General features: G+C 63.5%; 29 protein-coding genes. 13 read left to right on the top strand and 16 right to left on the bottom strand.

The features are described 5' to 3' along the window. Positions 1-54: 54 nt before the first annotated feature. The 3 genes from AWB67_RS20880 to pdxH form a co-directional block, all read right to left on the bottom strand. Positions 55-1,050: a DUF72 domain-containing protein gene (locus AWB67_RS20880; protein WP_235025243.1), complete on the bottom strand. Its 996-nt coding sequence runs from the start codon at positions 1,048-1,050 to the stop codon at positions 55-57. A gap of 38 nt (positions 1,051-1,088) precedes the next feature. Then, complete coding sequence (locus tag AWB67_RS20875) at positions 1,089-2,303, bottom strand: class I SAM-dependent methyltransferase (protein WP_087658130.1); 1,215 nt, start codon at positions 2,301-2,303, stop codon at positions 1,089-1,091. Between the two features lie 173 nt (positions 2,304-2,476). Continuing rightward, a complete protein-coding gene (pdxH, locus tag AWB67_RS20870; RefSeq protein WP_087658129.1) occupies positions 2,477-3,118 on the bottom strand; it encodes a pyridoxamine 5'-phosphate oxidase in 642 nt (213 codons plus the stop codon). 223 nt (positions 3,119-3,341) lie between these two features. On the opposite strand from pdxH, the gene tcdA reads away from it, so the two are divergent. Continuing rightward, on the top strand, positions 3,342-4,205 hold the full coding sequence (tcdA, locus tag AWB67_RS20865; RefSeq protein WP_087658128.1) for a tRNA cyclic N6-threonylcarbamoyladenosine(37) synthase TcdA: 864 nt from the start codon (positions 3,342-3,344) through the stop codon (positions 4,203-4,205). Between the two features lie 89 nt (positions 4,206-4,294). Here tcdA and trxA read toward each other — a convergent pair whose 3' ends face one another. Both trxA and AWB67_RS20855 read right to left on the bottom strand, forming a co-directional pair. Further along, positions 4,295-5,143, bottom strand: coding sequence for a thioredoxin (trxA, locus tag AWB67_RS20860; RefSeq protein WP_087658127.1), 849 nt, complete (start codon positions 5,141-5,143; stop codon positions 4,295-4,297). 88 nt (positions 5,144-5,231) lie between these two features. Beyond that, the gene (locus tag AWB67_RS20855) at positions 5,232-6,131 is read right to left on the bottom strand and encodes a pirin family protein (protein ID WP_087658126.1); all 900 of its coding nucleotides are present in this window, start codon (positions 6,129-6,131) and stop codon (positions 5,232-5,234) included. 154 nt (positions 6,132-6,285) lie between these two features. Here AWB67_RS20855 and AWB67_RS20850 point away from each other — a divergent pair, with 154 nt between their 5' ends. Together AWB67_RS20850 and AWB67_RS20845 are read left to right on the top strand one after the other, a co-directional pair. After that, entirely contained in the window at positions 6,286-6,555 is a 270-nt protein-coding gene (locus tag AWB67_RS20850) for a hypothetical protein (RefSeq protein WP_087658165.1), read from the top strand. Between the two features lie 117 nt (positions 6,556-6,672). After that, positions 6,673-7,554, top strand: coding sequence for an EamA family transporter (locus tag AWB67_RS20845; RefSeq protein WP_087658125.1), 882 nt, complete (start codon positions 6,673-6,675; stop codon positions 7,552-7,554). A 12-nt stretch (positions 7,555-7,566) separates the two neighbouring features. On the opposite strand, the gene AWB67_RS20840 is transcribed toward AWB67_RS20845, so the two are convergent. Together AWB67_RS20840 and tsaE are read right to left on the bottom strand one after the other, a co-directional pair. Continuing rightward, positions 7,567-9,102 (bottom strand): N-acetylmuramoyl-L-alanine amidase, encoded by a 1,536-nt coding sequence (locus AWB67_RS20840; RefSeq protein ID WP_087658124.1) that lies wholly within the window; start codon positions 9,100-9,102, stop codon positions 7,567-7,569. Beyond that, positions 9,084-9,647: a tRNA (adenosine(37)-N6)-threonylcarbamoyltransferase complex ATPase subunit type 1 TsaE gene (gene tsaE, locus AWB67_RS20835; RefSeq protein ID WP_087658123.1), complete on the bottom strand. Its 564-nt coding sequence runs from the start codon at positions 9,645-9,647 to the stop codon at positions 9,084-9,086. The genes AWB67_RS20840 and tsaE overlap by 19 nt, the downstream gene beginning before the upstream one ends. 18 nt (positions 9,648-9,665) lie before the next feature. On the opposite strand from tsaE, the gene queG reads away from it, so the two are divergent. The 5 genes from queG to plsY all read left to right on the top strand — a co-directional run bounded on the left by queG (position 9,666) and on the right by plsY (position 13,605). Next, complete coding sequence (gene queG / locus AWB67_RS20830) at positions 9,666-10,919, top strand: tRNA epoxyqueuosine(34) reductase QueG (RefSeq protein WP_087658122.1); 1,254 nt, start codon at positions 9,666-9,668, stop codon at positions 10,917-10,919. Between the two features lie 4 nt (positions 10,920-10,923). Then, positions 10,924-11,403, top strand: a complete 480-nt coding sequence (locus AWB67_RS20825; protein WP_087658121.1) for a methylated-DNA--[protein]-cysteine S-methyltransferase — start codon at positions 10,924-10,926, stop codon at positions 11,401-11,403. Further along, positions 11,400-12,338: a site-specific tyrosine recombinase XerD gene (xerD, locus tag AWB67_RS20820; RefSeq protein ID WP_087658120.1), complete on the top strand. Its 939-nt coding sequence runs from the start codon at positions 11,400-11,402 to the stop codon at positions 12,336-12,338. The genes AWB67_RS20825 and xerD overlap by 4 nt, the downstream gene beginning before the upstream one ends. 108 nt (positions 12,339-12,446) lie before the next feature. Further along, a complete protein-coding gene (gene ybaK, locus AWB67_RS20815; protein WP_087658164.1) occupies positions 12,447-12,938 on the top strand; it encodes a Cys-tRNA(Pro) deacylase in 492 nt (163 codons plus the stop codon). 43 nt (positions 12,939-12,981) lie between these two features. Then, a complete protein-coding gene (plsY, locus tag AWB67_RS20810; protein WP_087658119.1) occupies positions 12,982-13,605 on the top strand; it encodes a glycerol-3-phosphate 1-O-acyltransferase PlsY in 624 nt (207 codons plus the stop codon). Between the two features lie 51 nt (positions 13,606-13,656). Here the strand turns inward: plsY and AWB67_RS20805 are convergent, their stop codons facing one another. After that, positions 13,657-14,142 (bottom strand): YajQ family cyclic di-GMP-binding protein, encoded by a 486-nt coding sequence (locus AWB67_RS20805; protein ID WP_087658118.1) that lies wholly within the window; start codon positions 14,140-14,142, stop codon positions 13,657-13,659. Between the two features lie 130 nt (positions 14,143-14,272). On the opposite strand from AWB67_RS20805, the gene murB reads away from it, so the two are divergent. After that, the gene (gene murB / locus AWB67_RS20800; protein WP_087658117.1) at positions 14,273-15,289 is read left to right on the top strand and encodes a UDP-N-acetylmuramate dehydrogenase; all 1,017 of its coding nucleotides are present in this window, start codon (positions 14,273-14,275) and stop codon (positions 15,287-15,289) included. A gap of 549 nt (positions 15,290-15,838) precedes the next feature. After that, on the top strand, positions 15,839-16,126 hold the full coding sequence (locus tag AWB67_RS20795) for a M35 family metallo-endopeptidase (RefSeq protein WP_159964887.1): 288 nt from the start codon (positions 15,839-15,841) through the stop codon (positions 16,124-16,126). A gap of 106 nt (positions 16,127-16,232) precedes the next feature. Here the strand turns inward: AWB67_RS20795 and AWB67_RS20790 are convergent, their stop codons facing one another. Together AWB67_RS20790 and argF are read right to left on the bottom strand one after the other, a co-directional pair. Beyond that, a complete protein-coding gene (locus tag AWB67_RS20790) occupies positions 16,233-17,462 on the bottom strand; it encodes an argininosuccinate synthase (RefSeq protein WP_087658115.1) in 1,230 nt (409 codons plus the stop codon). 130 nt (positions 17,463-17,592) lie between these two features. After that, the gene (argF, locus tag AWB67_RS20785) at positions 17,593-18,522 is read right to left on the bottom strand and encodes an ornithine carbamoyltransferase (protein WP_087658163.1); all 930 of its coding nucleotides are present in this window, start codon (positions 18,520-18,522) and stop codon (positions 17,593-17,595) included. Between the two features lie 461 nt (positions 18,523-18,983). On the opposite strand from argF, the gene AWB67_RS20780 reads away from it, so the two are divergent. Continuing rightward, positions 18,984-19,316, top strand: coding sequence for a DUF3579 domain-containing protein (locus AWB67_RS20780; RefSeq protein ID WP_087658114.1), 333 nt, complete (start codon positions 18,984-18,986; stop codon positions 19,314-19,316). Positions 19,317-19,465: 149 nt separating this feature from the next. Here the strand turns inward: AWB67_RS20780 and rpsT are convergent, their stop codons facing one another. Further along, positions 19,466-19,747, bottom strand: coding sequence for a 30S ribosomal protein S20 (gene rpsT / locus AWB67_RS20775; protein ID WP_087658113.1), 282 nt, complete (start codon positions 19,745-19,747; stop codon positions 19,466-19,468). 340 nt (positions 19,748-20,087) lie between these two features. Between rpsT and murJ the strand changes: the two genes are divergently transcribed. Both murJ and AWB67_RS20765 read left to right on the top strand, forming a co-directional pair. Further along, on the top strand, positions 20,088-21,638 hold the full coding sequence (murJ, locus tag AWB67_RS20770; RefSeq protein ID WP_087658112.1) for a murein biosynthesis integral membrane protein MurJ: 1,551 nt from the start codon (positions 20,088-20,090) through the stop codon (positions 21,636-21,638). Next, entirely contained in the window at positions 21,638-22,483 is an 846-nt protein-coding gene (locus AWB67_RS20765) for a SirB1 family protein (RefSeq protein ID WP_087658111.1), read from the top strand. Before murJ ends, AWB67_RS20765 begins: the two co-directional genes overlap by 1 nt. 54 nt (positions 22,484-22,537) lie before the next feature. On the opposite strand, the gene AWB67_RS20760 is transcribed toward AWB67_RS20765, so the two are convergent. From AWB67_RS20760 to lpxK, 5 genes are all read right to left on the bottom strand, one after another. Beyond that, positions 22,538-23,296, bottom strand: a complete 759-nt coding sequence (locus AWB67_RS20760) for a 3-hydroxyacyl-CoA dehydrogenase (protein WP_087658110.1) — start codon at positions 23,294-23,296, stop codon at positions 22,538-22,540. A 118-nt stretch (positions 23,297-23,414) separates the two neighbouring features. Beyond that, the gene (adk, locus tag AWB67_RS20755) at positions 23,415-24,077 is read right to left on the bottom strand and encodes an adenylate kinase (protein WP_087658109.1); all 663 of its coding nucleotides are present in this window, start codon (positions 24,075-24,077) and stop codon (positions 23,415-23,417) included. Between the two features lie 332 nt (positions 24,078-24,409). Next, a complete protein-coding gene (gene kdsB / locus AWB67_RS20750) occupies positions 24,410-25,207 on the bottom strand; it encodes a 3-deoxy-manno-octulosonate cytidylyltransferase (RefSeq protein ID WP_087658108.1) in 798 nt (265 codons plus the stop codon). A 12-nt stretch (positions 25,208-25,219) separates the two neighbouring features. Further along, positions 25,220-25,426 carry a Trm112 family protein gene (locus tag AWB67_RS20745; protein ID WP_087658107.1) on the bottom strand — a complete coding sequence of 69 codons (207 nt, stop codon included), beginning with the start codon at positions 25,424-25,426 and terminating at the stop codon, positions 25,220-25,222. Continuing rightward, positions 25,407-26,423, bottom strand: coding sequence for a tetraacyldisaccharide 4'-kinase (gene lpxK, locus AWB67_RS20740; protein WP_087658106.1), 1,017 nt, complete (start codon positions 26,421-26,423; stop codon positions 25,407-25,409). Before lpxK ends, AWB67_RS20745 begins: the two co-directional genes overlap by 20 nt. Between the last annotated feature and the right edge of the window lie 138 nt (positions 26,424-26,561).

Below are 26,561 nucleotides of genomic sequence, written 5' to 3'. Positions count from 1 at the left end.
TCTCATTAAAGTTCGCTCTTGCCCGAGTCGATGTAACGAAAAACGGCGCAGTTTTCAGTTCCGCTCGCACGCCGCCGCGATCTCGCGCGCGAGTTCGAAGCAGGTGAGCGGCGCCGAGCCTTCCGCCTTGTTGTTCACCGCGATCACCACCGGCTGACCCGCGAACACGTAGCGCGCGGCCAGTTCGGCCAGCGCTTGCCGCGTGTCGGGATCTTCGTCGACGAGTTTGTCGAAGGGCTCGTACTTCGCCTTCGCCTGCTCGTACTTGAAGCCGCTGTGCAGGCTCCAGCGCACGATCAGTGGTCCGAGGCCGTTTTCGTCCAGCAGCGCGAGCGCCTTCGCCTGCCGTTCGATCGCCGGCATCCGCGCATGCACACCGATGCAGTAGCGCACTTTCGCATCACGCAGCACGCGGATGAAGCGCGGCGTGAGCATCACGGCGTCGCGCAATTCGACCGCGTAGCAGGTTTCGCCTTCGAGCGGCGGCAGCGCGCGCAGGAATTCCGCGAGCCGGTCGATGAACCTCGACGGCTCGACGATCAGAGCGTCCGGCAGCGGCGAGAACTGGAATACGAGCGCGCCCGCTTTCGCGCCGAGGCCGTCGATGCACGGCCGCACGAATTCGTCGATGGCGATCCGCGCGTTCAGGAACGCCGGGTTGTCACCGGCCGGAATGCCGCGCTCGCCGCGCACGACGGCATCCGTCACGGTGGCCGGCGCCTTCACGATGAAGCGGAAATGCGCGGGCACCTGTGCCGCGTAGCGCGCGTAGTCGGCGAGCGGGAGCGGCGCGTAGAACGAGCGGTCGATCGAGACGCTGCGCAACAGCGGATGCGCGCCGTAGGCGTTCAGGCCGTCGCGGGAGAGTTTGGCGTTCGGATAATCGTCGCCGTAGACGATGCCGCGCCACCCCGGAAACGACCACGTCGATGTCCCGAGATGAACGGCGGCGGGCAGGCGTTGCGCGAGGGCGGCGAGTTCGGGCGCGACGGGCGCGGGCAGCACGCCGCGCGGGTTTTTCGGCGAAGGCAATGCAGACGCGCCGAACAGGTCGTCATCGTCGGGGAAAAGCCCTGGAACCGTCGCGTTCAGAGCGCCTTCTCGTACATATAGCGGCGCGACCACGGCAGCGTCTGCGCGCTGCGTCCCGCCTTTCGACACACGATCTGGTAGATCGATACGTCGTCGTTCTCGAACGCATATGCGCAGCCCGCGAGATACACCCGCCAGATTCGGAATTTTTCATCGTCGACGAGTTGCTTCGCTTCGCCCGCGTTCGCCTCGAAACGCTCCGCCCAGCAGCCGAGCGTGCGTGCGTAATGCCGCCGCAAGCTCTCGACGTCGACCGCTTCCAGCCCCCCGCGCTGCAGCGATTCGAGTGCAAGGCCGATGTGCGGCAGTTCGCCGTCCGGAAACACGTAGCGGTCGATGAATTCGCCGGCGCCGTAAGCGGTTTCGCCGCTGTCGGCATCGGTGGACGTGATGCCGTGGTTCATCGCGATGCCGTCGTCGGTCAGCAGATCGCGGATCTTGCCGAAGTACACCGGCAGATTCTTGCGCCCGACGTGCTCGAACATACCGACGCTCGTGATGCGGTCGAACGTGCCGTCGACGTCGCGATAATCCTGCAGGCGGATCTCGACCTGGCCTTCGAGGCCGGCGTCCATCACGCGTCGGGTCGCGAGATCGAACTGGTTTTGGGAGAGCGTCACGCCGACGCACTTCGCACCGAACTTCTGCGCCGCGCGGATCACGAGCGCGCCCCAGCCGCAGCCGATATCAAGCAGGCGCTGGCCCGGCTGCAACTGGATCTTCGTGAGAATGTGGTCGATTTTCTTGAGCTGCGCGGTGTCGAGGTCTTCGTCGCCGTTTTCGAAATACGCGCATGAATAGAGCATGTTCCGGTCGAGCCACAACTCGTAGAACTCGTTGGACACGTCGTAGTGATACTGGATTGCCTTCCTGTCCGACGCCTTCGAGTGGTGGAAGTAGCGTCGCACGCGGGCGAGCTTGCTCGCGTTGGTGACGGTGCTCTTGGCGAGCGAATAACCGATGTTGATGATGTCCGACAGCTTGCCTTCGATGTCGATCTTGCCCTTGATGTAGGCCTCACCGAGGTTGTCGAGACTGGGTTCCAGCAGATAGGGCAGCGCGGTCGCGCTTCTCACGTGCAGCGTGACTTGCGGCGCGGCGAAAATGCCGAAGTCGTGCTGCTGGCCGTCCCACAGCACAAGACGCGCCGGAAGGTTCGCCCGGTCCCGAACGTCCTGCACCCACTGCGTCAGCTTCTTCTCCCAGAACATGCTTGTTTCTCCGCGCTTAGATGAAATTAAGGGAAGGCTCGCATTTCATGTTCGTCCTGCGGCGCTGCTTTCACACGCTCCATGTGGTCAACCGGACACGCGCGCTCCAACCGCCCGAGGCCGGCGCGCGCATGCCACTTCATGGTCCGCGTTCTACGCGGGGCAAAGCGTCGTCAAGGCGCGAGCCGGACGATGCTCCATTCGCCGCCCGCGCTTTCGCGCGTGTACACGATACGGTCGTGCAGCCGTGAAGGACGGCCTTGCCAGAATTCGATGGTGTCAGGTACGAGCCGGTAGCCGCCCCAGTGCGGGGGGCGCGGCGGGTGGTCGCCGTATTGCGCGATCAGTTCGCGCTCGCGGGCTTCGAGCGCCGCGCGGCTTTCAAGCACCTGACTCTGCTCCGACGCCCACGCGCCGATGCGCGATCCGAGCGGCCGCGACACGTAGTACGCGTCGCTCTCTTCGGCGCTCGTCTTGACGACGGAGCCCTCGATACGCACCTGGCGTTCGAGTTCGATCCAGTGAAACAGCAGGCTCGCAGCAGGATTGTCGGCGAGTTCGCGACCCTTGCGGCTCTCGTAATTGGTGAAGAAGACGAACCCGCGTTCGTCGGCGCCCTTGATCAGGACGATGCGCGCCGAGGGGCGGCCGCGCGTATCGACGGTGGCGAGCGTCATGGCATTCGGTTCGGGCAGCTTCGCATCGAGCGCTTGCGCGAACCACGTTTCGAACTGGCGAACCGGGTTCGAATCGACATCGGCTACGTCGAGCGAGCCGAGGGTATAACTCTTACGGAGATCGGCGAGAGTCGTCATTTTTTTAAGCGAACGCTACAGTCGCACCAGTATATCCAAGGGCAGTCGTTCGTGCTTTTGATCAGGGTCACGGTTTCATGATCGCCCGCGCATCGAACGATAATTGACCGATAAGGCAGAATACGCAATCCAATGAAATCCTGCAGACAATGCTCGCTATCGTTGTCATTGAGCATCGTTCGTTCAAGTATGTTTCAGGAACGCGTTTCCATCTTCGAGCACTATGACCGCCACATCTGATTCCAATATTAACTCCGCATCGCCCGAGTCTGCTCGACACAGAGACGCAGAAGCCGATCGCGCGCGGCGCTTCGGCGGCGTCGCGCGGCTGTATGGCGCACCCGCGCTCGCCGCGTTCGAACGTGCGCACGTCGCGGTGATCGGCATCGGCGGCGTGGGCTCGTGGGCGGCCGAGGCGCTGGCGCGCAGCGCAGTCGGCGCGATCACGCTGATCGACCTCGACAACGTCGCGGAGAGCAACACGAACCGGCAGATCCACGCGCTCGACGGCAACTACGGAAAGGCCAAAGTCGACGCGATGGCCGAGCGCATCCGCCTGATCGATCCGGCGTGCGAAGTGCGTCAGGTCGAGGATTTCGTGGAGCCGGCGAACTTCGACGCGGTGCTTGGCGGCGGCTTCGACTACGTGATCGACGCGATCGACAGCGTGCGCACCAAGACCGCGCTGATCGCGTGGTGCGTGGAGCGGCGCCAGCCGCTGATCACGGTGGGAGGCGCGGGCGGCCAGCTCGACCCGACGCGCATTCGCATCGACGATCTCGCGCAGACGATCCAGGACCCGCTGCTCTCGAAGGTGCGCGGCCAGTTGCGCAAGGTGCACGGCTTTCCGCGCGGGCCGAAGTCGAAGTTCAAGGTGAGCGCCGTGTATTCGGATGAGCCTCTGATCTACCCGGAAGCGCCGGCCTGCGATATCAGCGAGGAGGCCGAGCATCTGGAGACGGCGCCGGGCTACGCGGGACCGGTCGGACTGAACTGCGCGGGTTTTGGATCGAGTGTGTGCGTGACGGCGGCTTTCGGATTTGCCGCGGTCGCGTACGTTTTACGCGATCTGGCGAAAAAGGCTTAAAGAAATCGCTTCCAAAAAAACGGCCGGCTTTTTAAAGCCGGCCGTTTTTAATTCTAAAAGCATCGATTAATCGATTTGAAAGGCGACTGTTAATTCATCGCCGCACTCAATTTCCGTCGCCATTGCGAAACCACTTCCGGCTGATGCGCGGCCAGTTCGAAAACTGACAGCATCGTTTTGCGGCCGACGTCGTCCATGAAGCTGCGGTCGCGCACGACGATCGCCAGCAGATGCTCCAGCGCGCCCGCGTAGTCGCGCCCGGCGATCAGCCGGTTGGCCAGCGCGAAACGCGCTTCGAGATCGTCGGGCTTCTGGTTGACCGCGTCGATCAGCGCGTCGGCGGGAGGGAGGTCGGCGGCGGCATCGGCGGCGTCGAGCTCGGTTTTCAGCGCGTTGTAGCGCGCGTCGATGCCCTGCGTCGTCTTCGGCGACAGCAGCTTGTCTTCCTCGCGCGCCTCGTCGATGCGCTGTTCCGCCAGGAGCCAGCCGATCAGGTCGAGCCGCGCTTCGTCGAAACCGGGGTCGATCGCGAGCGCGGTCTTGAGCAGATCGATCGCCTCGGCCTTGTTGCCCGCTTCCCACGCGGCATGCGCGGCGCGGCGCTCGGCGTCGGCGCCGTCGGGGACGAGCTTGTCGAGGAACTCGCGCAACTGGCCTTCCGACAGCACACCGATGAACTGATCGACGGCCTGGCCGTCCGCGAACGCGATCACATGCGGAATGCTGCGCACCTGAAAGTGCTGCGCAAGTTCCTGATTTTCATCGACATTCACCTTCACGAGCTTCCACTTGCCTGCGGCTTCGGCCTCCAGCCGCTCTAGCATCGGGCCGAGCGTCTTGCACGGGCCGCACCACGGGGCCCAGAAATCGACAAGCACCGGCGCGAGCATCGATGCGTTGATGACGTCGTTCTCAAAGGTGGCGATGGTCGTATCCATGATGTTCTCCTTGATCCTTGGCGCATTGATTCACGCCTATGTGGGGGCGTGTCACGCGTTTCTCAATATTCATGCCCTCGCGCCCGGGCTACGCCTCTGGCGCCTTGTCCTCGCGGCGCGGCGGCGGCAGCGGGATGAATTCGGTTTCGCCGGGCACATGGCCCATGCGCTGCTCGCTCCACGCGAGCCTCGCCGCCTCGATCTTCTCCCGCGAACTCGACACGAAATTCCATTCGATGAAGCGTTTCCCGTCGAGCGCCGCGCCGCCGAGCAGCATCGCGATCGCGCCGTTCGCGCTCGCGAGCGTCGCCGCGACGCCCGGCGTCAGCACCGCCATCTGCTGGCCGGGAAGCGGCACGCCGTCGATCGTCAGATCGCCTTCGACGAGATACACGCCGCGCTCCTCGTGCTCGGTGTCGAGCGTGATTTCCGCGTCGGCGCCGAAATGCGCGGCGACATAGAGCGTCGGGCAGAACGTGGTGGTCGGCGCCGTCTCGCCGAACGCGCTGCCGGCGATCACGCGCAGCGTGACGCCGTCGCGTTCGATCTGCGGCAGCGTCGCGCCCGGATGATGCTCGAACGACGGCTCGACCTCCTCGTCGGCGACGGGCAGCGCGACCCACGTCTGGATGCCGTGCATCGACTGGCCGGACGCGCGCTCCTTATCGGGCGTGCGCTCCGAATGGACGATGCCGCGGCCGGCAGTCATCCAGTTGACGTCGCCGGGGACGATTTTCTGCACGGAGCCGACGCTGTCGCGATGCATGATCGCGCCGTCGAAGAGATAGGTGACGGTTGCCAAGCCGATGTGCGGGTGCGGACGCACGTCTAGGCCCGCGCCGGGCACGAGCGTTGCGGGTCCGATGTGGTCGAAAAAGATGAACGGACCGACGGTCCGCACGGCGAGCGCCGGCAGCACGCGCCGCACCGTGAGCCCGCCGACGTCGTGTTGATGAGGCTTCAGAAGCACGTTGATGGTCAAAGACATGGGGTCCGCCGCGTTCGAGTCCTGGAATGACCGATTCTACTGGTCGGTTCCGGCGGGCGCAGCGTCCGTGCCGTTCACGCTGTTCGATTCGCGTTATTGCCGCTTTTTCTCTACCGCTTGCAGCATCGTTGAGCAACTTGAAAGGAGTTTCGAAATGAGAAAGAACACGCTTTTGATCGCTTTGACCGCTGGCCTTTTTGCAGCTACCGGCGCGATGGCGCAGACCTCGTCGGGCAACTCGTCGAACGCGACGGCCGCGCCGACCGCCGGCCCGTCGCAGGACGACTCGGCTACTGGCATGACCTCGAAGCACAAGTCGAAGAAGCACCACACGAGTAGCCATACGTCGTCGACGGGCAAGAAGACGCCTGATCAGACCACCGCTGGCGGCGCCGCTGGGACGGAGAACGGCCAGAGCAAGTAAGCAAGGCCCGCGCGGACGTCCGCCTTGAGCGGGCGTCGGCGCAGTTTCAGACAAGCCGGCTGCAAAGACCTCCGTTAAACTGCCGTTTCCGCAAAAGCCTAAGAAACGGAGCCGGCGATGTCGCCCAGGGATTTGCTGCTTGCTTTAGTCGTGATTCTCGCCTGGGGCGTGAATTTCGTCGTGATCAAGGTCGGTCTGCACGGTGTTCCGCCGATGCTCCTCGGCGCGCTGCGCTTCACACTCGCCGCGATCCCGGCGGTGCTCTTCGTCAAGCGCCCGAATGTGCCGCTCTTCTGGCTGCTGGCCTACGGTCTGTCGATTTCGCTCGGCCAGTTCGCCTTTCTCTTCTACGCGATGTATGTCGGGATGCCCGCCGGTCTGGCGTCGCTCGTCCTGCAAGCGCAGGCGTTCTTCACGATGATCTTCGCCGCGATATTGCTGCACGAACGCGTCCGGGCTTCGAACCTCGCCGGTCTCGTGATCGCCGCGTGCGGGCTCGCACTGATCGGCATGCAGGGTGGCCACGCGATGACCTTAGCCGGCTTCATGTTCACGCTCGTCGCCGCCGCGATGTGGGCGCTCGGCAATGTCGTGACAAAGCGCATGGGCAAGGTCGATCTGGTGTCGCTCGTCGTGTGGGGGAGCCTGATTCCGCCGCTGCCGTTTTTCGCGCTGTCGTGGATTTTCGAGGGCCCCGAGAAGATCGAGTCGAGCCTGCGTTCCATTCCGATGCTCTCGATTTTCGCGATCGCCTATCTGGCGTTCGTCGCGACGCTGATCGGCTACAGCCTGTGGGGCAAGCTGCTGGCGCGCTACCCGGCGAACCAGGTGGCGCCTTTTTCGCTGCTGGTGCCGATCATCGGACTGGCGTCGGCGGCGCTGCTGCTCGACGAGGCGCTCACGCCGATGCAGATCGCCGGCGCCGCGCTCGTGATGGCCGGACTCGCCGTGAACGTGTTCGGCGGGTGGATCGTCGAGCGGCTGGCGGCGGCGCGCTAGAACGCTTCAGCTTCACGTCATCCGGTTCTTCGCGAGCGGCGGATTCGCCGCGAAATAGCGCTTGATGCCTTTCATGATCGCGTTCGCCATCTTGTCGCGATAGGCGTCGTCGTTCAGGCGCGATTCCTCGTCCGGGTTGCTGATGAACGCGGTCTCGACGAGGATCGACGGAATGTCGGGCGCCTTCAGCACGGCGAACCCGGCCTGTTCCACCGATCCCTTGTGCAACTTGTTGATCCCGCCGATCTCGTTCAGCACGAAATTGCCGTAGCGCATCGAATCGCGGATCTGCGCGGTCGTCGACATGTCGAAAAGTGCGCGGTTCACGCTGACATCCTGCGTGCGCACGTTGATCCCGCCGATCGAATCCGACTCGTTTTCCTTGTTCGCGAGCCAGCGCGCGGCCGCGCTCGACGCGCCGTGGTCGGACAGCGCGAACACCGACGAGCCGCGCGCGTCGGGCGTGGTGAAAGCGTCCGCGTGGATCGAGACGAAGAGGTCCGCGCCGACGCGCCGCGCCTTCTGCACGCGTACGTTGAGCGGCACGAAGAAGTCGGCGTCGCGGGTCATCATCGCGCGCATGTTCGGCTGGGAGTCGATCTTCGCGCGCAGTTTCTTCGCGATGTCGAGCGCGATGTGCTTCTCGTACGTCCCGTTGCCGCCGATCGCGCCGGGGTCCTCGCCGCCGTGGCCCGGATCGATCGCGACGGTGAGCAGGCGCGTCGTGCCCGGCTTGCTGTTCGACTTGGGCGCGGAGAACGCGTAGTTGTCGTCGTCGTCCTCTCTTTTCGCGAGCGGCGGCGCGAGCGGCACGGCGGGTTTCACCGTCGGCCGTGGCGCGGGCGCCGGCATCGGCGGGATGGACGCGACCGGCGCGCGCGGCAGATCGGTGCTGTCCGCGTACTTCTGGAAGAAGTCGTCGGAGTTGTCCTGCGCAAGCGGCTTGGGCGCCGTCGCCGGGCCGCTCAACGTGGCGGGCGGCGGATTCGGATTCGGGTTGGTCTTGTCGAACGCTTCCTGCTTGCGCTCCGATTGGGCGAGCAGTTCCATCAGCGGATCGGGGGCGACGGCCGGATACAGGTCGAACACGAGCCGGTACTTGTAGCTGCCGATCGGCGTGAGAGTGAAAACCTGCGGCTTCACGGAGCCTTTCAGGTCGAATACCATGCGCACGACGTGCGGCTGATATTGCCCGATGCGCACGGCCTGAATCTGCGGATCGTTCGGCGTGATCTTCGAGACGAGATCCTTCAGTTCCTGATCGAGATCGAGCCCGCTCAGGTCGACGACGAGCCGGTCCGGTCCCTGCAGCAATTGCTGGTTGTTCTGCAGCGGCTGATCGGATTCGATCGTCACGCGCGTGTAGTCGCGCGCGGGCCAGACGCGCACGCCCAGCACGGAACTCGCGTGTGCGAGACGCGGGGCGACGAGCGCGAGCGCGATCGTCGAGACGCCCGCGCGCAGCACTTGCCGGCGGCGCCAGTTGTGCGAGGCGGTCGCCGTCGATTCGATCGAATGGAACGGCTTGATCAACATCTTTCGAGACATGTCTTTCCTGTATCGCTAAACGCCCGCGCAATCAAAGCGCGGCCTTCTCCCTCGATTTCCAGCGCGAACTCGAGATCGGGCACGCCGAGCAGGCCGCCCGCCTGCTGCGGCCATTCGACGAGACACACCGCGCCGCGATCGAAATACTCGCGAAAGCCGGCGTCGGCCCACTCCGCGGGATCGGCGAAGCGGTAGAGATCGAAGTGATAGACGTCGAGCGGCCCGGACTTCGTATCGAGCGAATAAGGCTCGACTAGTGTGTAAGTCGGGCTGCGCACGCGTCCTTCGTGGCCGAGCGCGCGTAGCGTCGCGCGCACGAGCGTGGTCTTCCCCGCGCCGAGGTCGCCGATCAACTGGACCTGCAAGCCGGTGAAACGTTCGTGATGAATGGATTGCGATGCTTCAGATTCCGCACGCAGCGAGTCGAGCGCCTGTGCGAAGCGTTGGCCGAAGGCGAGCGTCGCGTCTTCGTCCGGCAGTTCGAAGCGGCGTTCGAGCTGAGGGGCGGGAAGGGTAGGCGTCGATCGTGCTTGGGCTGCGGGCATTGCTCGTAAAATGTCGTGATGAACCGATTGCCGGAACACTCTATGGAAGTCACGACCGCGTCCGGGAACGCCGCCGCTGACTCGCGCGCCTTCGATATCCACGATGAAGCCGCGCTGGCGGAACTCGCGCAACGCATCAAGACGTGGGGGCGCGAGCTGGGGTTCGGTGCTGTCGGCATCAGCGACGCCGACCTGACGGATGCCGAAGAAGGCCTGGCTTCATGGCTCGAAGCAGGCTATCACGGCGAAATGGATTATATGGCGAAACATGGCATGAAACGCGCGAGGCCGGCCGAGCTTGTGGCCGGCACGCGACGCGTCATCACGGCCCGCATCGCCTATTTGCCGGCTTCCACACTTGGTCTCACAGGCGACGAAAGCGTCATGACAGCCGATGGTCAGCGCAACGACTGGCGCGCGATCGAGTGGTCGCGACTCGCCGATCCGACGGCCGCGGTCGTGTCGATCTATGCGCGCGGACGCGACTATCACAAGGTGATGCGCAACCGGCTGCAGCAACTGGCGGAGCGGATCGAAGGCGAGATCGGCGGCTTCGGCTATCGCGCTTTTACGGATTCGGCGCCGGTGCTCGAAGTCGCGCTGGCGCAGAAAGCGGGCGTCGGCTGGCGCGGCAAGCACACGCTGCTGTTGCAACGCGATGCCGGGTCGCTGTTCTTCCTCGGCGAGATCTACGTCGATATGCCGCTGCCGCCCGATACCGTGACGAACCCGCTGGGCGCCCCGGAACACGACGGCGCTCACTGCGGCCAATGCACGCGCTGCATCGCGGCGTGCCCGACCGGCGCGATTGTCGGGCCGTATCGCGTGGACGCGCGGCGCTGCATTTCGTACCTGACGATCGAGCTGAAAGGCAGCATCCCCGAGGACTTGCGGCCGCTGATCGGCAACCGCGTGTATGGCTGCGACGATTGCCAGCTCGTGTGTCCGTGGAACAAGTTCGCGCGAGCCGCGCCGGTCGCCGACTTCGACGTGCGGCACGGACTTGACCGCGCGTCGCTCGTCGAACTGTTCCGCTGGAGCGCGGACGACTTCGATGTCAGGATGCAGGGCAGCGCAATACGGCGCATCGGCCACGAGCGGTGGCTGCGCAATATCGCGGTGGCGATGGGCAACGCGCTCCGCGCAGAAATCGAGGACGACGAGCGCGCGGGGATCATCGAGGCGCTTCAGGCGCGGGCCGATGATCCGTCGCCGGTCGTGCGCGAACATGTCGAATGGGCGCTCCGCTACGGTGAAACTCCCGGAGAATGATGCGATGACATTCAACGCGATAATCGATGCGCCGTTCGGCAAGGTCGGCATCCGGACCGACGGTTCGACCGTGCGCGAAATCGTCTATTTGCCGCTATCGGCGCATTGCGTCGAGCCGGACACGCCGCTCGCGCAGGCCGCCGCCGATCAGATCCACCGCTATTTCGACGACCCTTCGATGCATTTCGACTTGCCGCTCGCCTCGCGCGGCACGGCGTTCCAGCGCCGCGTGTGGCGCGCGATCAGCAGCATCCCGCCTGGCGACGTCTTGACCTACGGGCAGCTCGCGCAGTCGATCGGCAGCGTGCCGCGCGCGGTCGGGCAGGCGTGCGGCTCGAATCCACTGCCGATCGTGGTGCCGTGTCACCGCGTCGTGGCGGCGAGTGGCCTCGGTGGATTCGCGCATCACGCGGGCGACAATTTTTTCACCGACGTCAAGCGCTGGCTGCTGGCGCATGAAGGCGTACTGATCGCACGAGCATGAGCACCGAACTCACCGACTTCACTGAACCGCCCCAGGCACCCGAATTCGTCGCGAGCAACACGTCGATCGATCAATTTTGCGACGCGCTGTGGCTCGAACACGGGCTCGCTGCGAACACGCTCGAAGCTTACCGCCGCGACCTCACGCTCTTCGCCGACTGGCTCGCGAAGACGCGCGGCGGCACGATCGATACCGTCACCGAAGCCGACTTGAACGCCTACATGGCCGCGCGCCGCGGCGACAAGGCGACTTCGGCGAACCGGCGTCTGTCGGTGTTCCGCCGCTACTACGGCTGGGCGATCCGCGAGCATCGCGCGGTCGCAGATCCCACGCTGAAGCTGCGTTCCGCGAAACAGCCGCCGCGCTTTCCGAAGACGCTCAACGAAGCGCAAGTCGAGGCGTTGCTGCACGCACCCGATGTCGAGACGGCGCTCGGCCTGCGCGACCGCACGATGCTCGAGCTGATGTACGCGAGCGGCCTGCGCGTAACTGAACTCGTCACGCTGAAGACGGTCGAGATCAGCCTGAACGACGGCGTCCTGCGCGTGATGGGCAAAGGTTCGAAGGAGCGTCTCGTGCCGTTCGGCCAGACGGCGCACGGCTGGATCGAGCGGTATCTGCGCGAGTCGCGTCCAGCGCTCCTGGGCGCCCGCGCCGCCGATGCGCTCTTCGTCACCGCGCGCGGCGAGGGCATGACGCGCCAGCAGTTCTGGAACATCATCAAGCGGCACGCGATCGTCGGCGGGGTGACCGTGCCGCTCTCGCCGCACACGCTGCGGCACGCGTTCGCCACGCACTTGCTCAACCACGGCGCGGATTTGCGCGTCGTGCAGATGCTGCTCGGCCATTCCGATATCTCCACGACCCAGATCTACACGCACGTCGCGCGCGAACGTCTGCGCACCTTGCACCAGCAGCATCATCCGCGCGGGTGAATCGCTTCTCGTGATCGTCTGCGAACGATCGTGCCACGCTCGCGGCGACGCCCGCAATAGACCGTCCGGCCGATGGTGAGCGCGGATCGGCGCCGCTACAATGCGCACATGTCCAAGGCCAAACACGTATCCGAAACGCTCGCGACGCAGTTCCTGCGGCGCAACAAGGTCGAATTCGGTGAGCATCCGTATGAGTACGTCGAGCATGGGGGCACCGAGGAATCGGCGCGCCAACTCGGGGTCGACGAACATCGCGTGATCAAGACGCTCGTCATGGAAGACGAGCACGCGAAACCGCTGATCGTGCTGATGCACGGCGACCGCACGGTATCGACGAAAAATCTCGCGCGGCAGACGGGAGCCAAGCGCATCGAGCCGTGCAAGCCGGAGGTGGCGAACCGGCATTCGGGGTTTCTGGTCGGCGGCACGTCGCCGTTCGGCACGAAGAAGGCGATGCCGGTGTACGTCGAATCGAGCATTCTCGATCTCGATACGATCTATCTGAACGGCGGGCGGCGCGGCTATCTGGTGAGTATCCGGCCTTCGGTGCTGACTGAACTGCTGCACGCGAAACCCGTGCAGTGCGCGAGCGTCGATTAAAATGCGCGCCACTTTCGAACCGTTGAATGACTGAGCTGAATCCATGAACAATCTGATCGTCGCCGTTGTTGCTTACCTGATCGGCTCGATTTCTTTTGCGGTCGTCGTGAGCCACGCGATGGGCCTCGCCGATCCTCGCTCGTACGGCTCGGGCAACCCCGGCGCGACCAACGTCCTGCGCACCGGCAACAAGCTCGCGGCCGTCCTGACGCTCCTCGGCGACGCGTTCAAAGGCTGGCTGCCGGTGTGGTTCGTCGTGCATTTCGGCGCGCGCTTCGGGCTCGACGGCACGGCGATCGCGCTTGCCGCCATCGCTGTGTTTCTCGGCCACCTGTATCCGGTCTTCTTCCGGTTCCAGGGCGGCAAGGGCGTCGCGACCGCGGCTGGCGTGCTGCTCGCGATCCATCCGGTGCTCGGGCTCGCCACGCTGCTTACGTGGCTCATCATCGCGTTTTTTTTCCGCTATTCGTCGCTCGCGGCGCTCGTTGCAGCGGTGTTCGCTCCGTTCTTTCAAGTTTTTTTGTTCGGGCCGAGCCGAATTTCGCTCGCGGTCGCCGTGATGAGCGCGCTTCTGATCTGGCGGCACCGTGGGAATATTTCGAAGCTGCTGAACGGGCAGGAAAGCCGGATCGGCGAGAAGAAACGCGCGGCTCAGGCTGCGGAATGAAAGAATGAAAGAAGCCGCCCGAGGGCGGCTTCGTGGTTCAGGGCCCGCGCGTCAATCGCGAAAATTGTTGAAGTCGAGCGGCGTGTCGGTGACATCTTTTCTCAGCATGGCGATGGTGCTTTGCAGGTCGTCGCGCTTGGTGCCCGCTACGCGTACCGCATCGCCCTGAATGCTCGCCTGCACCTTGATCTTGCTGTCCTTCACGAGCTTGACGATCTTCTTCGCCAGATCGCCCGTCACGCCTTTCTTGATCGTCACGACCTGCTTGAGCTTGTCGCCGCCGATCTTCTCGATCTTGCCATATTCGAGAAAACGCACGTCAACGTTGCGCTTCGCGAGCTTCGAGAGCAGCACGTCCTTGACCTGGCCGAGCTTGAAATCGTCGTCGGCATAGAGCGTCAGTTCGCGTTCCTTTTGCTCGACGCGTGCGTCGGAACCCTTGAAGTCGAAGCGCGTGGCAATCTCCTTGTTCGACTGCTCGAGCGCGTTCTTCACCTCGATCATGTTTGCTTCGCTGACGACGTCAAACGATGGCATCTGTATTCCCCTTCGTTGAGGCGAGGCGCGGGTCGCGGGTGCGCTCTCGCTATAATCACGGACCGGTCATCATTCTACCGACGCCGTCCCGATTTTCCCAAGGACGCCTCTTTTCCCCACGCGGTTATTCATGCCTCAGCCTCTCATCGCCGACTACCCGCTTCGCGCGCACAACACGTTCGGCTTCGACGTGCGCGCCCGCTTCGCAATGAGGCTCGAAAGCGAAGCGCAAGTTGCAGCGCTTGCAAACGATGGCCGCATCGCGAACCTGCCGCAACTGGTGCTCGGCGGCGGCAGCAACGTCGTGCTGACGCGCGATTTCGACGGCGTCGCGTTACTGGTCGGGATCCTCGGCAAGCGGCTGATCGCGCAAGACGACGATGCGTATTTCGTCGAAGCGGGCGCGGGCGAGAACTGGCACGACTTCGTCGCGTGGACGCTGGCCGTTGGCATGCCGGGCCTCGAAAACCTCGCGCTGATCCCGGGCACGGTCGGCGCGGCGCCGATTCAGAATATCGGCGCGTACGGCCTCGAAATGGGCGAACGCTTCGAGCGACTGCGAGCGATCGAACTGGCGACGGGCGAGGCGCACGAGTTCGATCGCGAGGCGTGCGCGTTCGGCTACCGCGACAGCTTTTTCAAGCGGGCAGGGCGCGGGCGGTTTCTGATCACGTCGGTGGTATTCCGACTGCCGAAAGCGTGGACGCCGCGCGCCGATTACGCCGACGTCGCGCGCGCGCTCGAAAATTCGGGCAAGCACGACGCGCAGGCTATCTTCGATGCGGTCGTCGCCGTGCGCCGCGCGAAGCTGCCGGACTGGAAGGTGCTCGGCAACGCGGGAAGTTTCTTCAAGAATCCGGTGGTGGGCGCTGAAGCCTTCGACGCGCTGAGGGCGCGCGAACCTGAAGTCGTGTCGTATCGGCAGCCGGATGGATCGGCCAAGCTGGCGGCGGGTTGGCTGATCGACCGCTGCGGCTGGAAAGGGCGCGCGATCGGCGGCGCGGCGGTGCACGATCGTCAGGCGCTCGTGCTCGTAAACCGCGGCGGCGCGACGGGTGCGCAAGTGCTCGAACTTGCGGACGCGATCCGGCGGGATGTGTTCGAGCATTTCGGTGTCCAGTTGGAGGCCGAGCCGGTTTGTCTTTGATCAGGCTTTTGGTGGCTGTAGTAGCTGACGGCCGGGGTTTGCGCCCCGCGCATTTTTTGAATCACTATTTCGACGACTAATGGCGCTTTTGCTAATTCAATGCGCGCCGTGGCGAATGCTGAATTTCTGCGCCGCCATTCCAAACTGATGGCACCGGCACTCGAATAGATAATCGAAAAGAAACATCCCCATTTTTTACAGATGTCCGTCGGCTTTAATCTTTTATTAAATCCGGTTTGCCGAAAAGAATTCCCCTGCGTTTTTTCGGGACGTTGCTTGTAGCAACAGTGTATGACCCTCACGCGAACGGTTAATTGAATATCACTGCATGCGAGCCGGGTGGCAGCAGCCATCGGTTCGCATCGCATCGGCGTCAGGGCCGGGACAAATGCAATAGCCCTCTGGCCGGGATGCTGGCTGCGTGTTCTTCACTAATCATTTTCGTGAGGCTTGGCATGACTACGCAAGTAAGCAATCGGACTTCGCGGCAATACGATAATCAGGTGCAGGAGAATCCGAAGACTAGCCGCAGCACAGCATCCGCACATTGTGCCAGAGGAAAATACCGCAGCGTTTACGGATCAAACGAACCACACGATTTATTTCACGCCGCATTATTTCAATCCCAATCTCGCTAAGAACGACCACTACGGAAGTATTATTCACGAAGTCAGTCATATGAATGACGTGGCATCTACGCAGGACTATGCATATGGAGGCCTCGGTTCTCATAATCTCGGTAAAACCGATCCGAATCATGCCGTTCAGAATGCCGACGGCTACAGGCTTTATATGATTGGGGGAGAGCGAGCCTCGTGGGCCGGGCATGTTGGTTGATAAAGCGTTTTTGGGGTGACCGTCAGTCGGTCCCTTAGCAAAAAGCCCGCCGATCTTCCGATCGGCGGGCTTTTCGATGCGTTACGCCTCAAGCGCGGCTATAAAATCAGCCACCCCGCTTGCGACGCGCATTTTCCGCAATCCGCATCCGCAGCGCATTGAGCTTGATGAACCCGCCTGCATCGGCCTGGTTGTAAGCACCGCCGTCATCGTCGAAAGTAGCGATGTTCTTGTCGAACAGCGTTTCCTTCGAATCGCGCGCCACCACTGAAACACTGCCCTTATACAGCTTCACACGCGTCCAGCCGTTGACCTTCTCCTGCGTATGGTCGATCAGCACCTGCAGCGCGCGGCGCTCCGGGCTCCACCAGTAGCCGTTATAGATCAGCGACGCGTAGCGCGGCATCAGGTCGTCCTTCAGATGCGCGACTTCGCGGTCGAGCGTGATCGACTCGATCCCGCGATGCGCCTTCAGCATGATCGTCCCGCCGGGCGTTTCATAGCAGCCGCGCGATTTCATGCCGACGTAACGGTTTTCAACGAGATCCAGCCGCCCGATGCCGTGCTTGCCGCCGAGCCGGTTCAGCTCCGTCAGCATTTCCGCCGCCGACAGCCGCTTGCCATTCAGCGCCACCGGATCGCCGTGTTCGAATTCGATATCGAGATATTCCGGCTGGTCCGGCGCGTCTTCCGGTGCCACGGTCCAGCGCCACATATCAGCTTCGGCTTCCGCCTTCGGATCTTCCAGGTGACGGCCTTCGAACGAGATATGCAGCAGGTTCGCGTCCATCGAATATGGCGCGCCACCCTGCTTGTGCTTCATTTCGATCGGAATACCGGCCTTTTCGGCGTAGGCCAGCAGCTTTTCACGCGAAAGCAGGTCCCATTCGCGCCACGGCGCGATCACCTTGATACCCGGCTCCAGCCCGTAGTAACCGAGCTCGAAGCGCACCTGGTCGTTGCCCTTGCCGGTCGCGCCGTGCGACACGGCTTCGGCGCCGCTCGCGCGCGCGATCTCGATCTGGCGCTTAGCGATCAGCGGACGCGCGATCGACGTGCCCAGCAGATACTCGCCTTCGTAAATGGTGTTCGCGCGGAACATCGGGAACACGTAATCGCGGACGAACTCCTCGCGCAAGTCTTCGATGAAGATGTTTTCCTGCTTGATGCCGAGTTGCAGCGCCTTTTTGCGCGCCGGTTCGAGTTCCTCGCCCTGGCCGATGTCGGCCGTGAAGGTGATGACTTCGGCGTCGTAGTTGTCCTGCAACCATTTCAGGATGACGGAGGTGTCGAGGCCGCCCGAATAGGCGAGCACGACTTTCTTGATATCGCTCATGGTGAACTCGTGTGGCTGTAGACAGGGCGCGCCGGCATGGCAAACGCGCGGGAAACCGCTATTTTGACATCAAAACGCCGCGTTTCCGGATTTTCAGGATGACGCGGCGGGTGAACGCTCGTGCGCTCGCTCAGTGGTTGAGCTTGCCGAGCAGCAGATATTCCATCAGCGCTTTCTGGACGTGCAGACGGTTTTCCGCCTCGTCCCAAACGACGCTCTGCGGCCCGTCGATCACTTCCGCGCTCACTTCCTCGCCGCGGTGCGCGGGCAGGCAGTGCATGAAGAGCGCGTCCGAATTCGCGCGCGCCATCATCTCCACATCGACGCACCAGTCGGCGAATGCCTTCTTGCGCGCCTCGTTCTCGGCTTCGAAACCCATGCTGGTCCAGACGTCCGTGGTGACGAGATCGGCGCTGGCGCACGCTTCGTTCGGGTCGTCGAATTCCTCGTAGAACGGCGCGCTATCCGCCGACACCAGCGCACGGTCGAGCTTGTAGCCCGGTGGCGTGGACAGACGCAGCTTGAACCCGAGGATCTGCGCGGCCTCGATCCACGTATAGAGCATGTTGTTCGCGTCGCCGACCCACGCGACGGTCTTTCCTTGAATCGGCCCGCGATGCTCGTAGAACGTGAAGATGTCGGCGAGCACCTGGCACGGGTGATATTCGTTCGTCAGACCGTTGATGACCGGCACGCGCGAATTCTCGGCGAAACGCTGAATGATCTCCTGGCCGAACGTGCGGATCATAATGATGTCGACCATGCGCGAGACGACTTGCGCCGCGTCCTCGATCGGCTCGCCGCGTCCGAGCTGCGTGTCGCGCGTGCTGAGAAACACCGCGTGGCCGCCGAGCTGGAAGATGCCGGCTTCGAACGAAAGACGCGTGCGCGTCGAATTCTTTTCGAAGATCATCGCGAGCGTGCGGTCGTGCAGCGGGTGATACGTCTCGTAGTTCTTGAACTTGCGCTTCAGGATGCGCGCGCGTTCGAGCACGTAGTCGTAATCGTCGAGCGAAAAGTCCTTGAACTGCAGATAGTGGCGAATTTTTTTGGTAGTCATGAAACGCATACGGCGGCTTCGACCCGGCCCGAAGTGAGCCGGACGGCGCCGCCGTCGTTGGTGGTATCACTTTTGAGCATAAAGGATTTCGCAACGTTTGACGAGTTGGCCAAAAGGCCAGCCGGCGCGGCCGAGCGGCTTTCCGGGCGAGGATGCGGCATTTTGTGTGCACTGCGGGACAGGGGCCGCTACGGTATAATCCCGATGGTTTTTTTGACAGATCCGCAACATCTGGCCGCTTTCGACGCGCGTTCGCAGACGCAATTCGCCGCGCGAAAATCGCGTGTGACACGCAGGTTTCACGATCGATCGTCACGGTCGAATCCTGAAGCGAGCCGGGCAGTCAGAGCACGATTCAACACCGCGAAAGCCGTATTCGACGCCGTTCGGCCGATGCGGCTCACGCGTCACGCATGCGCGTACGCCGGCGCCTCAGCCGGCCGTCAAACAGGTATTCCTACATGGCCGAAGCAACCCCAACCGAGTACTTCATTCAAGGCGTCACCAAGAACGGAAAGACTTTTCGGCCAAGCGACTGGTGCGAGCGTCTTTGTGGCGTGATGTCGGCGTTCGGTCCGGGAGCGAGGGGGCCGAATGCCCGCCTGCAATACTCCGTGTACGTGCGCCCGACGCTGCTCGGCGACGTGAAGACCGTAATCCTCGACTCGCGGCTGCGCGATATCGAGCCGATGGCCTTCGATTTCGTCCTGAACTTCGCGAAGGACAACGATTTGCTCGTCACCGAGGCGTGCGAATTGCCGGCGCATCACGGCACGCAGACGAAGCAAGGCTGAGAACGGCAGCTAATCGGGCGCCAGACAGCAAAAAAGCCCGCGTAAGCGGGCTTTTTTGTGTGCTGCAGCAGCGGAAACAGGAAGCAGCAGCCGACCGGATGCCGATGCCGCCAGCAAAGGCGGCCGATCCAGCCGGCAGCGAGCCGGAATTACTGAGCTGCGGCCGGAGCCTGCAGACCCTTAATGGCTGCAGCCAGGCGGCTCTTGTGACGAGCGGCCTTGTTCTTGTGAACGATTTTCTTGTCGGCGATGATGTCGATCGTCTTGACCGACGTCTTGTACAGTTCGGCAGCCTTGGCTTGGTCGCCGGCATCGATTGCCTTGCGAACTGCCTTGATGGCAGTGCGGAACTTCGAGCGCAGTGCCGAGTTGTGCGAGTTGGCTTTGGCGGCCTGACGGGCGCGCTTGCGAGCTTGTGCGGTATTTGCCATGACGGTTCCTTATCCTGTTCCTGCTGTTTACTTGTTTCAGCGAGTGTTCAGCCCTCCCGCTACTGCTCTGGCCGCAGGCCAGACGAGGGTGTTTCCTACGCGCTGCATTTGATCAGAACTCACGGGAACGATTGCCCGGGAGCGCAAAAATCGTCGAAAAAAGACGTGAAGCTGCCTTTGCGGAGCTTCGAAACCGGCGATTATAGCAATGAAATACGAGATGTGACAAGTTCGGATTGGGCGGGTGCTTCTCTAGAGCCAATCGGGAGCAGACCCAAAGCGCGCCTTTGCATCCCGCCAATCGGAATGGTCCGAGCGCCGCCCGTATAATAAGCGCCCCATGAATCTATTCCGCGCCCTACTGACGGTCAGCGGCTTCACGCTGCTGTCGCGCGTGACCGGCCTGGTCCGCGAAACGCTGATTGCCCGAGCCTTCGGCGCCAGCCAATACACCGACGCATTCTACGTCGCCTTCCGAATCCCGAATCTGCTGCGGCGGTTGTCGGCCGAGGGTGCGTTCGCGCAGGCCTTTGTGCCGATCCTCGCCGAGTTCAAGAACAGCGAAGGCCACGATCCGACCAAGGCCCTCGTCGATGCGATGTCGACCGTGCTCGCCTGGGGCCTCGCCGTGCTGTCGCTCGCGGGCGTGGCCGGGGCGTCGTGGGTCGTGTTCGCGGTCGCGTCCGGCTTGAAGCACGACGGACAGGCCTACGTCCTCGCGGTATCGATGACGCGGATCATGTTCCCGTACATCATCTTCATCTCGCTGACGACGCTCGCGTCCGGTGTGCTCAATACGTACAAGCAGTTCTCGCTGCCCGCGTTTGCGCCGGTACTGCTGAACGTGGCGTTCATCGCGGCGGCCGTATTCGTCGCGCCGCACCTGAAAGTGCCGGTGTTCGCGCTGGCGTATGCGGTGATCGTCGGCGGGTTGCTGCAGTTTCTCGTGCAGCTGCCGGGGCTGAAGAAAATCGACATGATCCCGCGCATCGGGCTGAATTTCTTTCGCGCGCTGCGGCATCCGGGCGTGAAGCGTGTGCTCGCGAAGATGGTGCCTGCGACGTTCGCGGTCTCGGTCGGGCAGTTGAGCCTCATCATCAACACGAATATCGCGTCGCAGATCGGGCAGGGCGCCGTCTCGTGGATCAACTACGCCGACCGCCTGATGGAATTCCCGACCGCGCTCCTCGGCGCGGCGCTCGGGACGATCCTGTTGCCGAGCTTGTCGAAAGCGCACGTCGATGCGAATCCCGTCGAGTACTCGGCGCTCCTCGACTGGGGCCTGCGCATCACCTTCCTGCTGGCCGCGCCGAGCGCCGTCGCGCTGTTCTTCTTCGCCCAGCCGCTCACCGCGACGCTTTTCCACTACGGAAGATTCGATGCGAATTCCGTCGTGATGGTCGCGCGCGCGCTTTCGGCGTATGGCATCGGGCTGGTCGGCTTGATCCTGATCAAGATTCTCGCGCCCGGCTTCTACGCGAAGCAGGACATCAAGACGCCGGTGAAGATCGCGATCGGCGTACTGATCATGACGCAGGTCAGCAACTACATTTTCGTGCCGATCTTCTCGCACGCGGGCCTGACGTTGTCGATCGGGCTCGGCGCGCTCGCCAACGCGATGCTGCTTTTCATCGGCTTGCGAAAGCGCGGGATCTACCAGCCGTCCGCGGGATGGACGCGCTTTTTCGCGCAGTTGCTGGGCGCGTGTCTCGTGCTTGCGGGCGTGATGCATTGGGTGTCCGCGAATTTCGACTGGATCGGCATGCGCGCCGCGCCGCTCGAACGAATTGCGCTGCTCGGAGCGAGCCTCGTCCTGTTTGCCGCGCTATATTTCGGTATGCTCTCCGCGATGGGCTTCAAATACGCGTATTTCCGAAGGCGAACGCTTTGATGACGACAACGCGCATCCTCGACTATTTCAGCTCGCTCGTGGCGGAAGACGAGAGTTTTCCGCTCACTGAGTCTGCTTTGTCACTCGCGCAGGACGCCTATCCCGATCTCGACATGCAGGGCGTGCTGGCTGAAGTCGATGAACTCGTCGTGCGCGTGCGCCGCCGCATGCCCGACGACGCCGACATCAAGCAGAAAGTCGGCGTGCTCAATCGCTATTTTTTCCGCGAGCTCGGCTTCACGAGCAACCTCAACGACTATTACGATCCCGACAACAGCCACATCAACATCGTGCTGAAGCGCCGGCGCGGGATTCCGATATCGCTCGCCGTCGTGTATCTGGAGATGGCCGAGCAACTCGGAATTCCGGTCCGCGGCGTGTCGTTTCCGGGACATTTCCTGCTGCGCGTGACGACGCCCGACGGCGACGTGATGCTCGATCCGACCACCGGCCACTCGCTGTCCGAATCGCAGATGGTGGAGATGCTGGAGCCGTACGTGCAGCGCGTCGGCGAATCGCTCGGGAGCGCGCTGCGCATGCTGCTGCAACCGGCGACGCGGCGGGAAATCGTCGCGCGGATGCTGCGCAACCTGAAAAGCGTGTATTTGCAGACGGAACGCTGGCAGCGGCTGCTCGCGGTGCAGCAGCGGCTCGTGATTCTGCTGCCGGAGAGCATCGAAGAAGTGCGCGATCGTGGATTCGCGTATGCGCGGCTCGATTATTTGCGGCCAGCGCTAGAGGATTTGCAGCGCTACCTCGACGACCGGCCCGACGCGGAAGACGCGACAGTGGTTGAAACCGAACTGCACGAGTTGCGGCAGCGAACCCAGCACAACGGCGATTGAAAAACGGCGGCCTGTAAAAAGGCCGCCGTTTTGCTTTCAGCGTCCGCAAACGCCTTATTTCGGCTGCATCCGGATCGCGCCATCGAGACGAATCACTTCGCCATTGAGCATAGGGTTATCGAAGATCTGCTTGACGAGCATCGCGAACTCCGCCGGCTTCCCGAGTCTCGGCGGAAACGGCACCATCGCGCCGAGCGCGTCCTGCACGTCCTGCGGCATGCCGAGCAGCATCGGCGTCTCGAAGATGCCGGGCGCGATCGTCATCACGCGGATCGCGTTGCGCGAGAGGTCGCGAGCGATCGGCAGCGTCATGCCCGCGACGCCGCTCTTCGACGCGGCATAGGCAGCCTGGCCGACCTGCCCGTCGAACGCCGCGACCGATGCCGTGCTTACGATCACGCCGCGTTCGCCGGCCGCGGTCGGCTCGTTCCTCGACATCGCCGTCGCCGCGAGCCGGATCATGTTGAACGTGCCGATGAGATTGACGGCGATGGTCTTCGCGAACAGGTCGAGCGGGTGCGGGCCGTCACGTCCGACCGTCTTCGACGCCGGTGCGACCCCCGCGCAGTTCACGAGCCCGCGCAGCGTGCCGAGTTGCGTCGCGGCTTCGACGGCGCGCTGACCGTCGGCTTCCTGGCTCACGTCGCATTTGACGAAGACACCGCCGAGTTCTCTCGCGAGCGCCTCGCCTGCCGCTTCGTTCATGTCGGCGAGGACGGCCTTGCCGCCGTGTTCGGTCACGAGCCGCGCGGTCGCCGCGCCGAGTCCCGACGCACCGCCGGTGATCAGAAAAACGTTGCCTTGAATCTCCATGTCTCACTCCTTTGTGTCTGCGTTTTTGAGCCGATCGATTGTAGCCGCTGCGTTATAAACGAAAAAACCCGCTCACGAGGGAGCGGGTTTCGAGTGCCGCTTGACGCAGCGAGCGCGCTTACTTCAACGCTTCGAACACGCGCGCGCGAATATCGTCGACGGTACCGAGGCCCGAAATCTTGCGATACGCCGGCGCCTTCAGCCCGCTCGCGTCGCCGTGCTGTGCCCACGTGTTGTAGTACTCGATGAGCGGCTTCGTCTGCGCGACGTACACGTCGAGCCGCTTCTTCACGGTCTCTTCCTTGTCGTCGTCGCGCTGGATCAGCGGCTCGCCAGTGACGTCGTCGAGCATGTCGCTCTTCGGCGGATTGAACTTGACGTGATACGTGCGACCTGATGCCGCATGCACGCGGCGGCCGCTCATTCGCAGGATGATTTCGTCGAACGGAACGTCGATTTCGAGCACGTAGTCGATCGCGACGCCCGCGTCCTTCATCGCTTCGGCTTGCGGCAGCGTGCGCGGGAAGCCGTCGAACAGATAGCCGTTCGCGCAGTCCGGTTGCTGCAGGCGTTCCCTCACGAGATTGATGATGAGCGTGTCCGGAACGAGTTCGCCGGCGTCCATGAAGCGCTTCGCTTCGACGCCGAGCGGCGAACCGGCCTTGACGGCGGCGCGCAGCATGTCGCCCGTCGAGATCTGCGGAATGCCGAACTTTTCCTTGATGAAGTTTGCCTGGGTTCCTTTGCCCGCGCCGGGCGCGCCCAACAGGATCAACCGCATGGTGATATCTCCGAATCGATTTGAAACCTGCGCCGCGAGGCTTAAGTAGCATCCGGCGATGCACGCTCGTGCGGCGTCGGGAACATGGGCGCAGCCGGTCGGAGAGACGGCGCGGCACTAGTCGACAGCGGCGCAAAGTTGAGCGTGGCGCTGACCGGATGGCTCGCGCTAATCGCTTGATTATGCCACGGCTAGTCATAATCGCGGCCGCTAAAAAACGGCTGTGATGCCCGTTATCCGGGCGAGAGCGGGGGTTTACACGAGTTGCGTGAAGGCGCGGAATTGCGCGGTTGGAGCGCTTCTTTTGCGCCCTTCGCGAAGCGTTCGCCGGTTCAGTTTCCGCTGCTGAAAAGCGCCTGGACGCGCGCGAGATCGGCGGGGGTATCTACGCCTGGCGGCGGCGCGTCGTTCGTCACGAGCACCGCGATGCGCTCGCCATGCCACATCGCGCGCAGTTGTTCGAGCGCTTCGGCTTCTTCGATCGGCGCCTGCGCGAGCGTCGGGTAGACGCGCAGGAATTTTGCCCGATACGCATAGAGACCGATGTGGCGCAGCACGTTCGGCGGCACGGCGGGCAGCGTTGCGAGCGCGCCGACATCGGGCCAGTGCGGCTGCCACGCATCGCGCGACCACGGAATCGGCGCGCGCGAGAAGTAGAGCGCGACGCTTCGTGCATCGAGCACGACCTTCACGACGTTCGGGCTGAAGACGTCGGCGGGATCGTGGATCGGGTGCGCCGCGGTCGCGATCGCGCACGACGGATGCGACGCGAGATGCGTCGCGACATCGCGTACGAGTTGCGGATCGATGAGCGGCTCGTCGCCCTGAACGTTGACGACGATGGTGTCGTCGCTCCAGCCGAAATGCGTCGCGACTTCGGCGAGGCGGTCCGTGCCCGTGGGGTGATCGGCGCGCGTCAACAGCACTTCGACGCCATGCTCGTTCGCCACGTCCACGACGCGCGGTGAATCGGTCGCGATCAGAACCTGCTGCGCGCCCGAAAGCCGCGCGCGCTCGGCGACGCGCACGACCATCGGCTTGCCGCCGATGTCGGCAAGCGGCTTGTTCGGCAGGCGCGTGGACGCAAGGCGCGCCGGAATGACGGCGACGAAGGACGGGGCGGCGGTCATCGCGGATAAATCTCAGTTGCCGCTGGCGGGCTTGATCGGCTCGACGGGCGTGCCTTCAACCGTCTGCCGCGCTTCCTCGGCGAGCATCACGGGAATGCCGTCGCGGATCGGGTACGCGAGCTTGTCCGCGCTGCAGATGAGCTCCTGCGCCGCGCGATCGTAAGTGAGCGGGCCCTTGCAGATCGGGCAGACGAGGATTTCAAGCAGGCGTGCGTCCACGGAGTTTCTCCACAACTAGAGCGATGAGGCGGGGCTTCAGCACGGCTTCGACCGGAACGACCCAGATCCGCGCGTCACGCCAGGCCCCGAATTTTACTGCATCCTTCTCGGTGATCAGGATCGAATCGGCGTCGATGCCGGCGAACGGATTGTCCTGGTACGAGTAGTGATCGGGGAACGCGCGCGTCGCCGGCGTGATGCCCGCCGCGCGCAGCGTCGCGAAGAAACGCTCGGGCGATCCGATGCCCGCCGCCGCCACGACGCGCTCGCCCGCGAACTGCGCCAGCGGCCGGCGCACGGTGGGATCGTCGAGGAGCCACGCATCGCCGGATTGGAGGTCGAGCGGGAACGTGTTCGGCCACGGCGGCAGGGTGCGCTCGTATGGGCTGTTGATGAGCGTCGCATCGCGGCGGCGCGACATCGGCTCGCGCAACGGGCCCGCCGGAAGCAGGAAGTTGTTGCCGCCGAGACGGTCGTCGAAGACGACGAGTTCGAACGCGCGGGAGAGGCGGTAGTGCTGAAGGCCGTCGTCGCTCACGATTACGTCCACCGACGGGTTCGCTTTCAGCAGCGCTTGAGCCGCGGCGACGCGGTCCGGGCACACGAACACCGGCGCGTGCGTGCGGCGTGCGATGAGCAGCGGCTCGTCGCCGACCTTGTCGGGCAAGCTCGTCGGCGTGACGCTCGTCGCCTGGTCGACCTTCGCGCCGTAGCCGCGCGACACCACGCCCGGCTGGAAGCCCGCCGCCCGCAGCGCCTCGACGAGCGCGATTACGGTCGGCGTCTTGCCGGTCCCTCCGACGGTTACATTGCCGACGATCACGACCGGCACGCCCACGTCCACCCGCTTGATCCAACCGAGTTCGAAGAGCGCGCGGCGCGTCGCGGCGACGGCGCCGAAGAGGCAAGCGAACGGCGTGAGCGCCCACGCGACCCAGCCGCGCGTGCGCCATTCGCGCGCGAAGAAGTTTTCGATCGGCGGCTTGAAATCAGACATGGACCGACTTTTCGCCAGAAGCGAGGACGAAGCGCGACGGGTTCTGCATCGGCGGGGATCTCCTTAAAGCGGTGGTCTTGAACCCGGCACTCTAGCGCGCGAGCGCCATGGACGCCAGTCGCCGCAACGGCGCGTACG

It is taken from the genome of Caballeronia terrestris (assembly GCF_001544515.1).
GTDB classification, from domain to species: Bacteria; Pseudomonadota; Gammaproteobacteria; order Burkholderiales; family Burkholderiaceae; genus Caballeronia; species Caballeronia terrestris.
This window is presented reverse-complemented; position numbering and strand designations above follow the sequence as displayed.

Excerpts from the sequence above, each read along its gene's own strand:
- AWB67_RS20760 (WP_087658110.1), bottom strand. The coding sequence starts at position 23,296 with ATGGAGATTCAAGGCAACGTTTTTCTGATCACCGGCGGTGCGTCGGGA.
- murB (WP_087658117.1), top strand. The coding sequence starts at position 14,273 with ATGCCTCAGCCTCTCATCGCCGACTACCCGCTTCGCGCGCACAACACG.
- AWB67_RS20840 (WP_087658124.1), bottom strand. The coding sequence starts at position 9,102 with ATGTCTCGAAAGATGTTGATCAAGCCGTTCCATTCGATCGAATCGACG.
- AWB67_RS20780 (WP_087658114.1), top strand. The coding sequence starts at position 18,984 with ATGGCCGAAGCAACCCCAACCGAGTACTTCATTCAAGGCGTCACCAAG.
- kdsB (WP_087658108.1), bottom strand. The coding sequence starts at position 25,207 with ATGACCGCCGCCCCGTCCTTCGTCGCCGTCATTCCGGCGCGCCTTGCG.
- adk (WP_087658109.1), bottom strand. The coding sequence starts at position 24,077 with ATGCGGTTGATCCTGTTGGGCGCGCCCGGCGCGGGCAAAGGAACCCAG.
- AWB67_RS20790 (WP_087658115.1), bottom strand. The coding sequence starts at position 17,462 with ATGAGCGATATCAAGAAAGTCGTGCTCGCCTATTCGGGCGGCCTCGAC.
- tsaE (WP_087658123.1), bottom strand. The coding sequence starts at position 9,647 with ATGCCCGCAGCCCAAGCACGATCGACGCCTACCCTTCCCGCCCCTCAG.
- AWB67_RS20875 (WP_087658130.1), bottom strand. The coding sequence starts at position 2,303 with ATGTTCTGGGAGAAGAAGCTGACGCAGTGGGTGCAGGACGTTCGGGAC.
- ybaK (WP_087658164.1), top strand. The coding sequence starts at position 12,447 with ATGTCCAAGGCCAAACACGTATCCGAAACGCTCGCGACGCAGTTCCTG.
- argF (WP_087658163.1), bottom strand. The coding sequence starts at position 18,522 with ATGACTACCAAAAAAATTCGCCACTATCTGCAGTTCAAGGACTTTTCG.
- AWB67_RS20850 (WP_087658165.1), top strand. The coding sequence starts at position 6,286 with ATGAGAAAGAACACGCTTTTGATCGCTTTGACCGCTGGCCTTTTTGCA.
- AWB67_RS20805 (WP_087658118.1), bottom strand. The coding sequence starts at position 14,142 with ATGCCATCGTTTGACGTCGTCAGCGAAGCAAACATGATCGAGGTGAAG.
- xerD (WP_087658120.1), top strand. The coding sequence starts at position 11,400 with ATGAGCACCGAACTCACCGACTTCACTGAACCGCCCCAGGCACCCGAA.
- trxA (WP_087658127.1), bottom strand. The coding sequence starts at position 5,143 with ATGGATACGACCATCGCCACCTTTGAGAACGACGTCATCAACGCATCG.
- murJ (WP_087658112.1), top strand. The coding sequence starts at position 20,088 with ATGAATCTATTCCGCGCCCTACTGACGGTCAGCGGCTTCACGCTGCTG.
- lpxK (WP_087658106.1), bottom strand. The coding sequence starts at position 26,423 with ATGTCTGATTTCAAGCCGCCGATCGAAAACTTCTTCGCGCGCGAATGG.
- rpsT (WP_087658113.1), bottom strand. The coding sequence starts at position 19,747 with ATGGCAAATACCGCACAAGCTCGCAAGCGCGCCCGTCAGGCCGCCAAA.
- AWB67_RS20765 (WP_087658111.1), top strand. The coding sequence starts at position 21,638 with ATGACGACAACGCGCATCCTCGACTATTTCAGCTCGCTCGTGGCGGAA.
- plsY (WP_087658119.1), top strand. The coding sequence starts at position 12,982 with ATGAACAATCTGATCGTCGCCGTTGTTGCTTACCTGATCGGCTCGATT.
- AWB67_RS20845 (WP_087658125.1), top strand. The coding sequence starts at position 6,673 with ATGTCGCCCAGGGATTTGCTGCTTGCTTTAGTCGTGATTCTCGCCTGG.
- tcdA (WP_087658128.1), top strand. The coding sequence starts at position 3,342 with ATGACCGCCACATCTGATTCCAATATTAACTCCGCATCGCCCGAGTCT.
- AWB67_RS20855 (WP_087658126.1), bottom strand. The coding sequence starts at position 6,131 with ATGTCTTTGACCATCAACGTGCTTCTGAAGCCTCATCAACACGACGTC.
- pdxH (WP_087658129.1), bottom strand. The coding sequence starts at position 3,118 with ATGACGACTCTCGCCGATCTCCGTAAGAGTTATACCCTCGGCTCGCTC.
- queG (WP_087658122.1), top strand. The coding sequence starts at position 9,666 with ATGAACCGATTGCCGGAACACTCTATGGAAGTCACGACCGCGTCCGGG.
- AWB67_RS20825 (WP_087658121.1), top strand. The coding sequence starts at position 10,924 with ATGACATTCAACGCGATAATCGATGCGCCGTTCGGCAAGGTCGGCATC.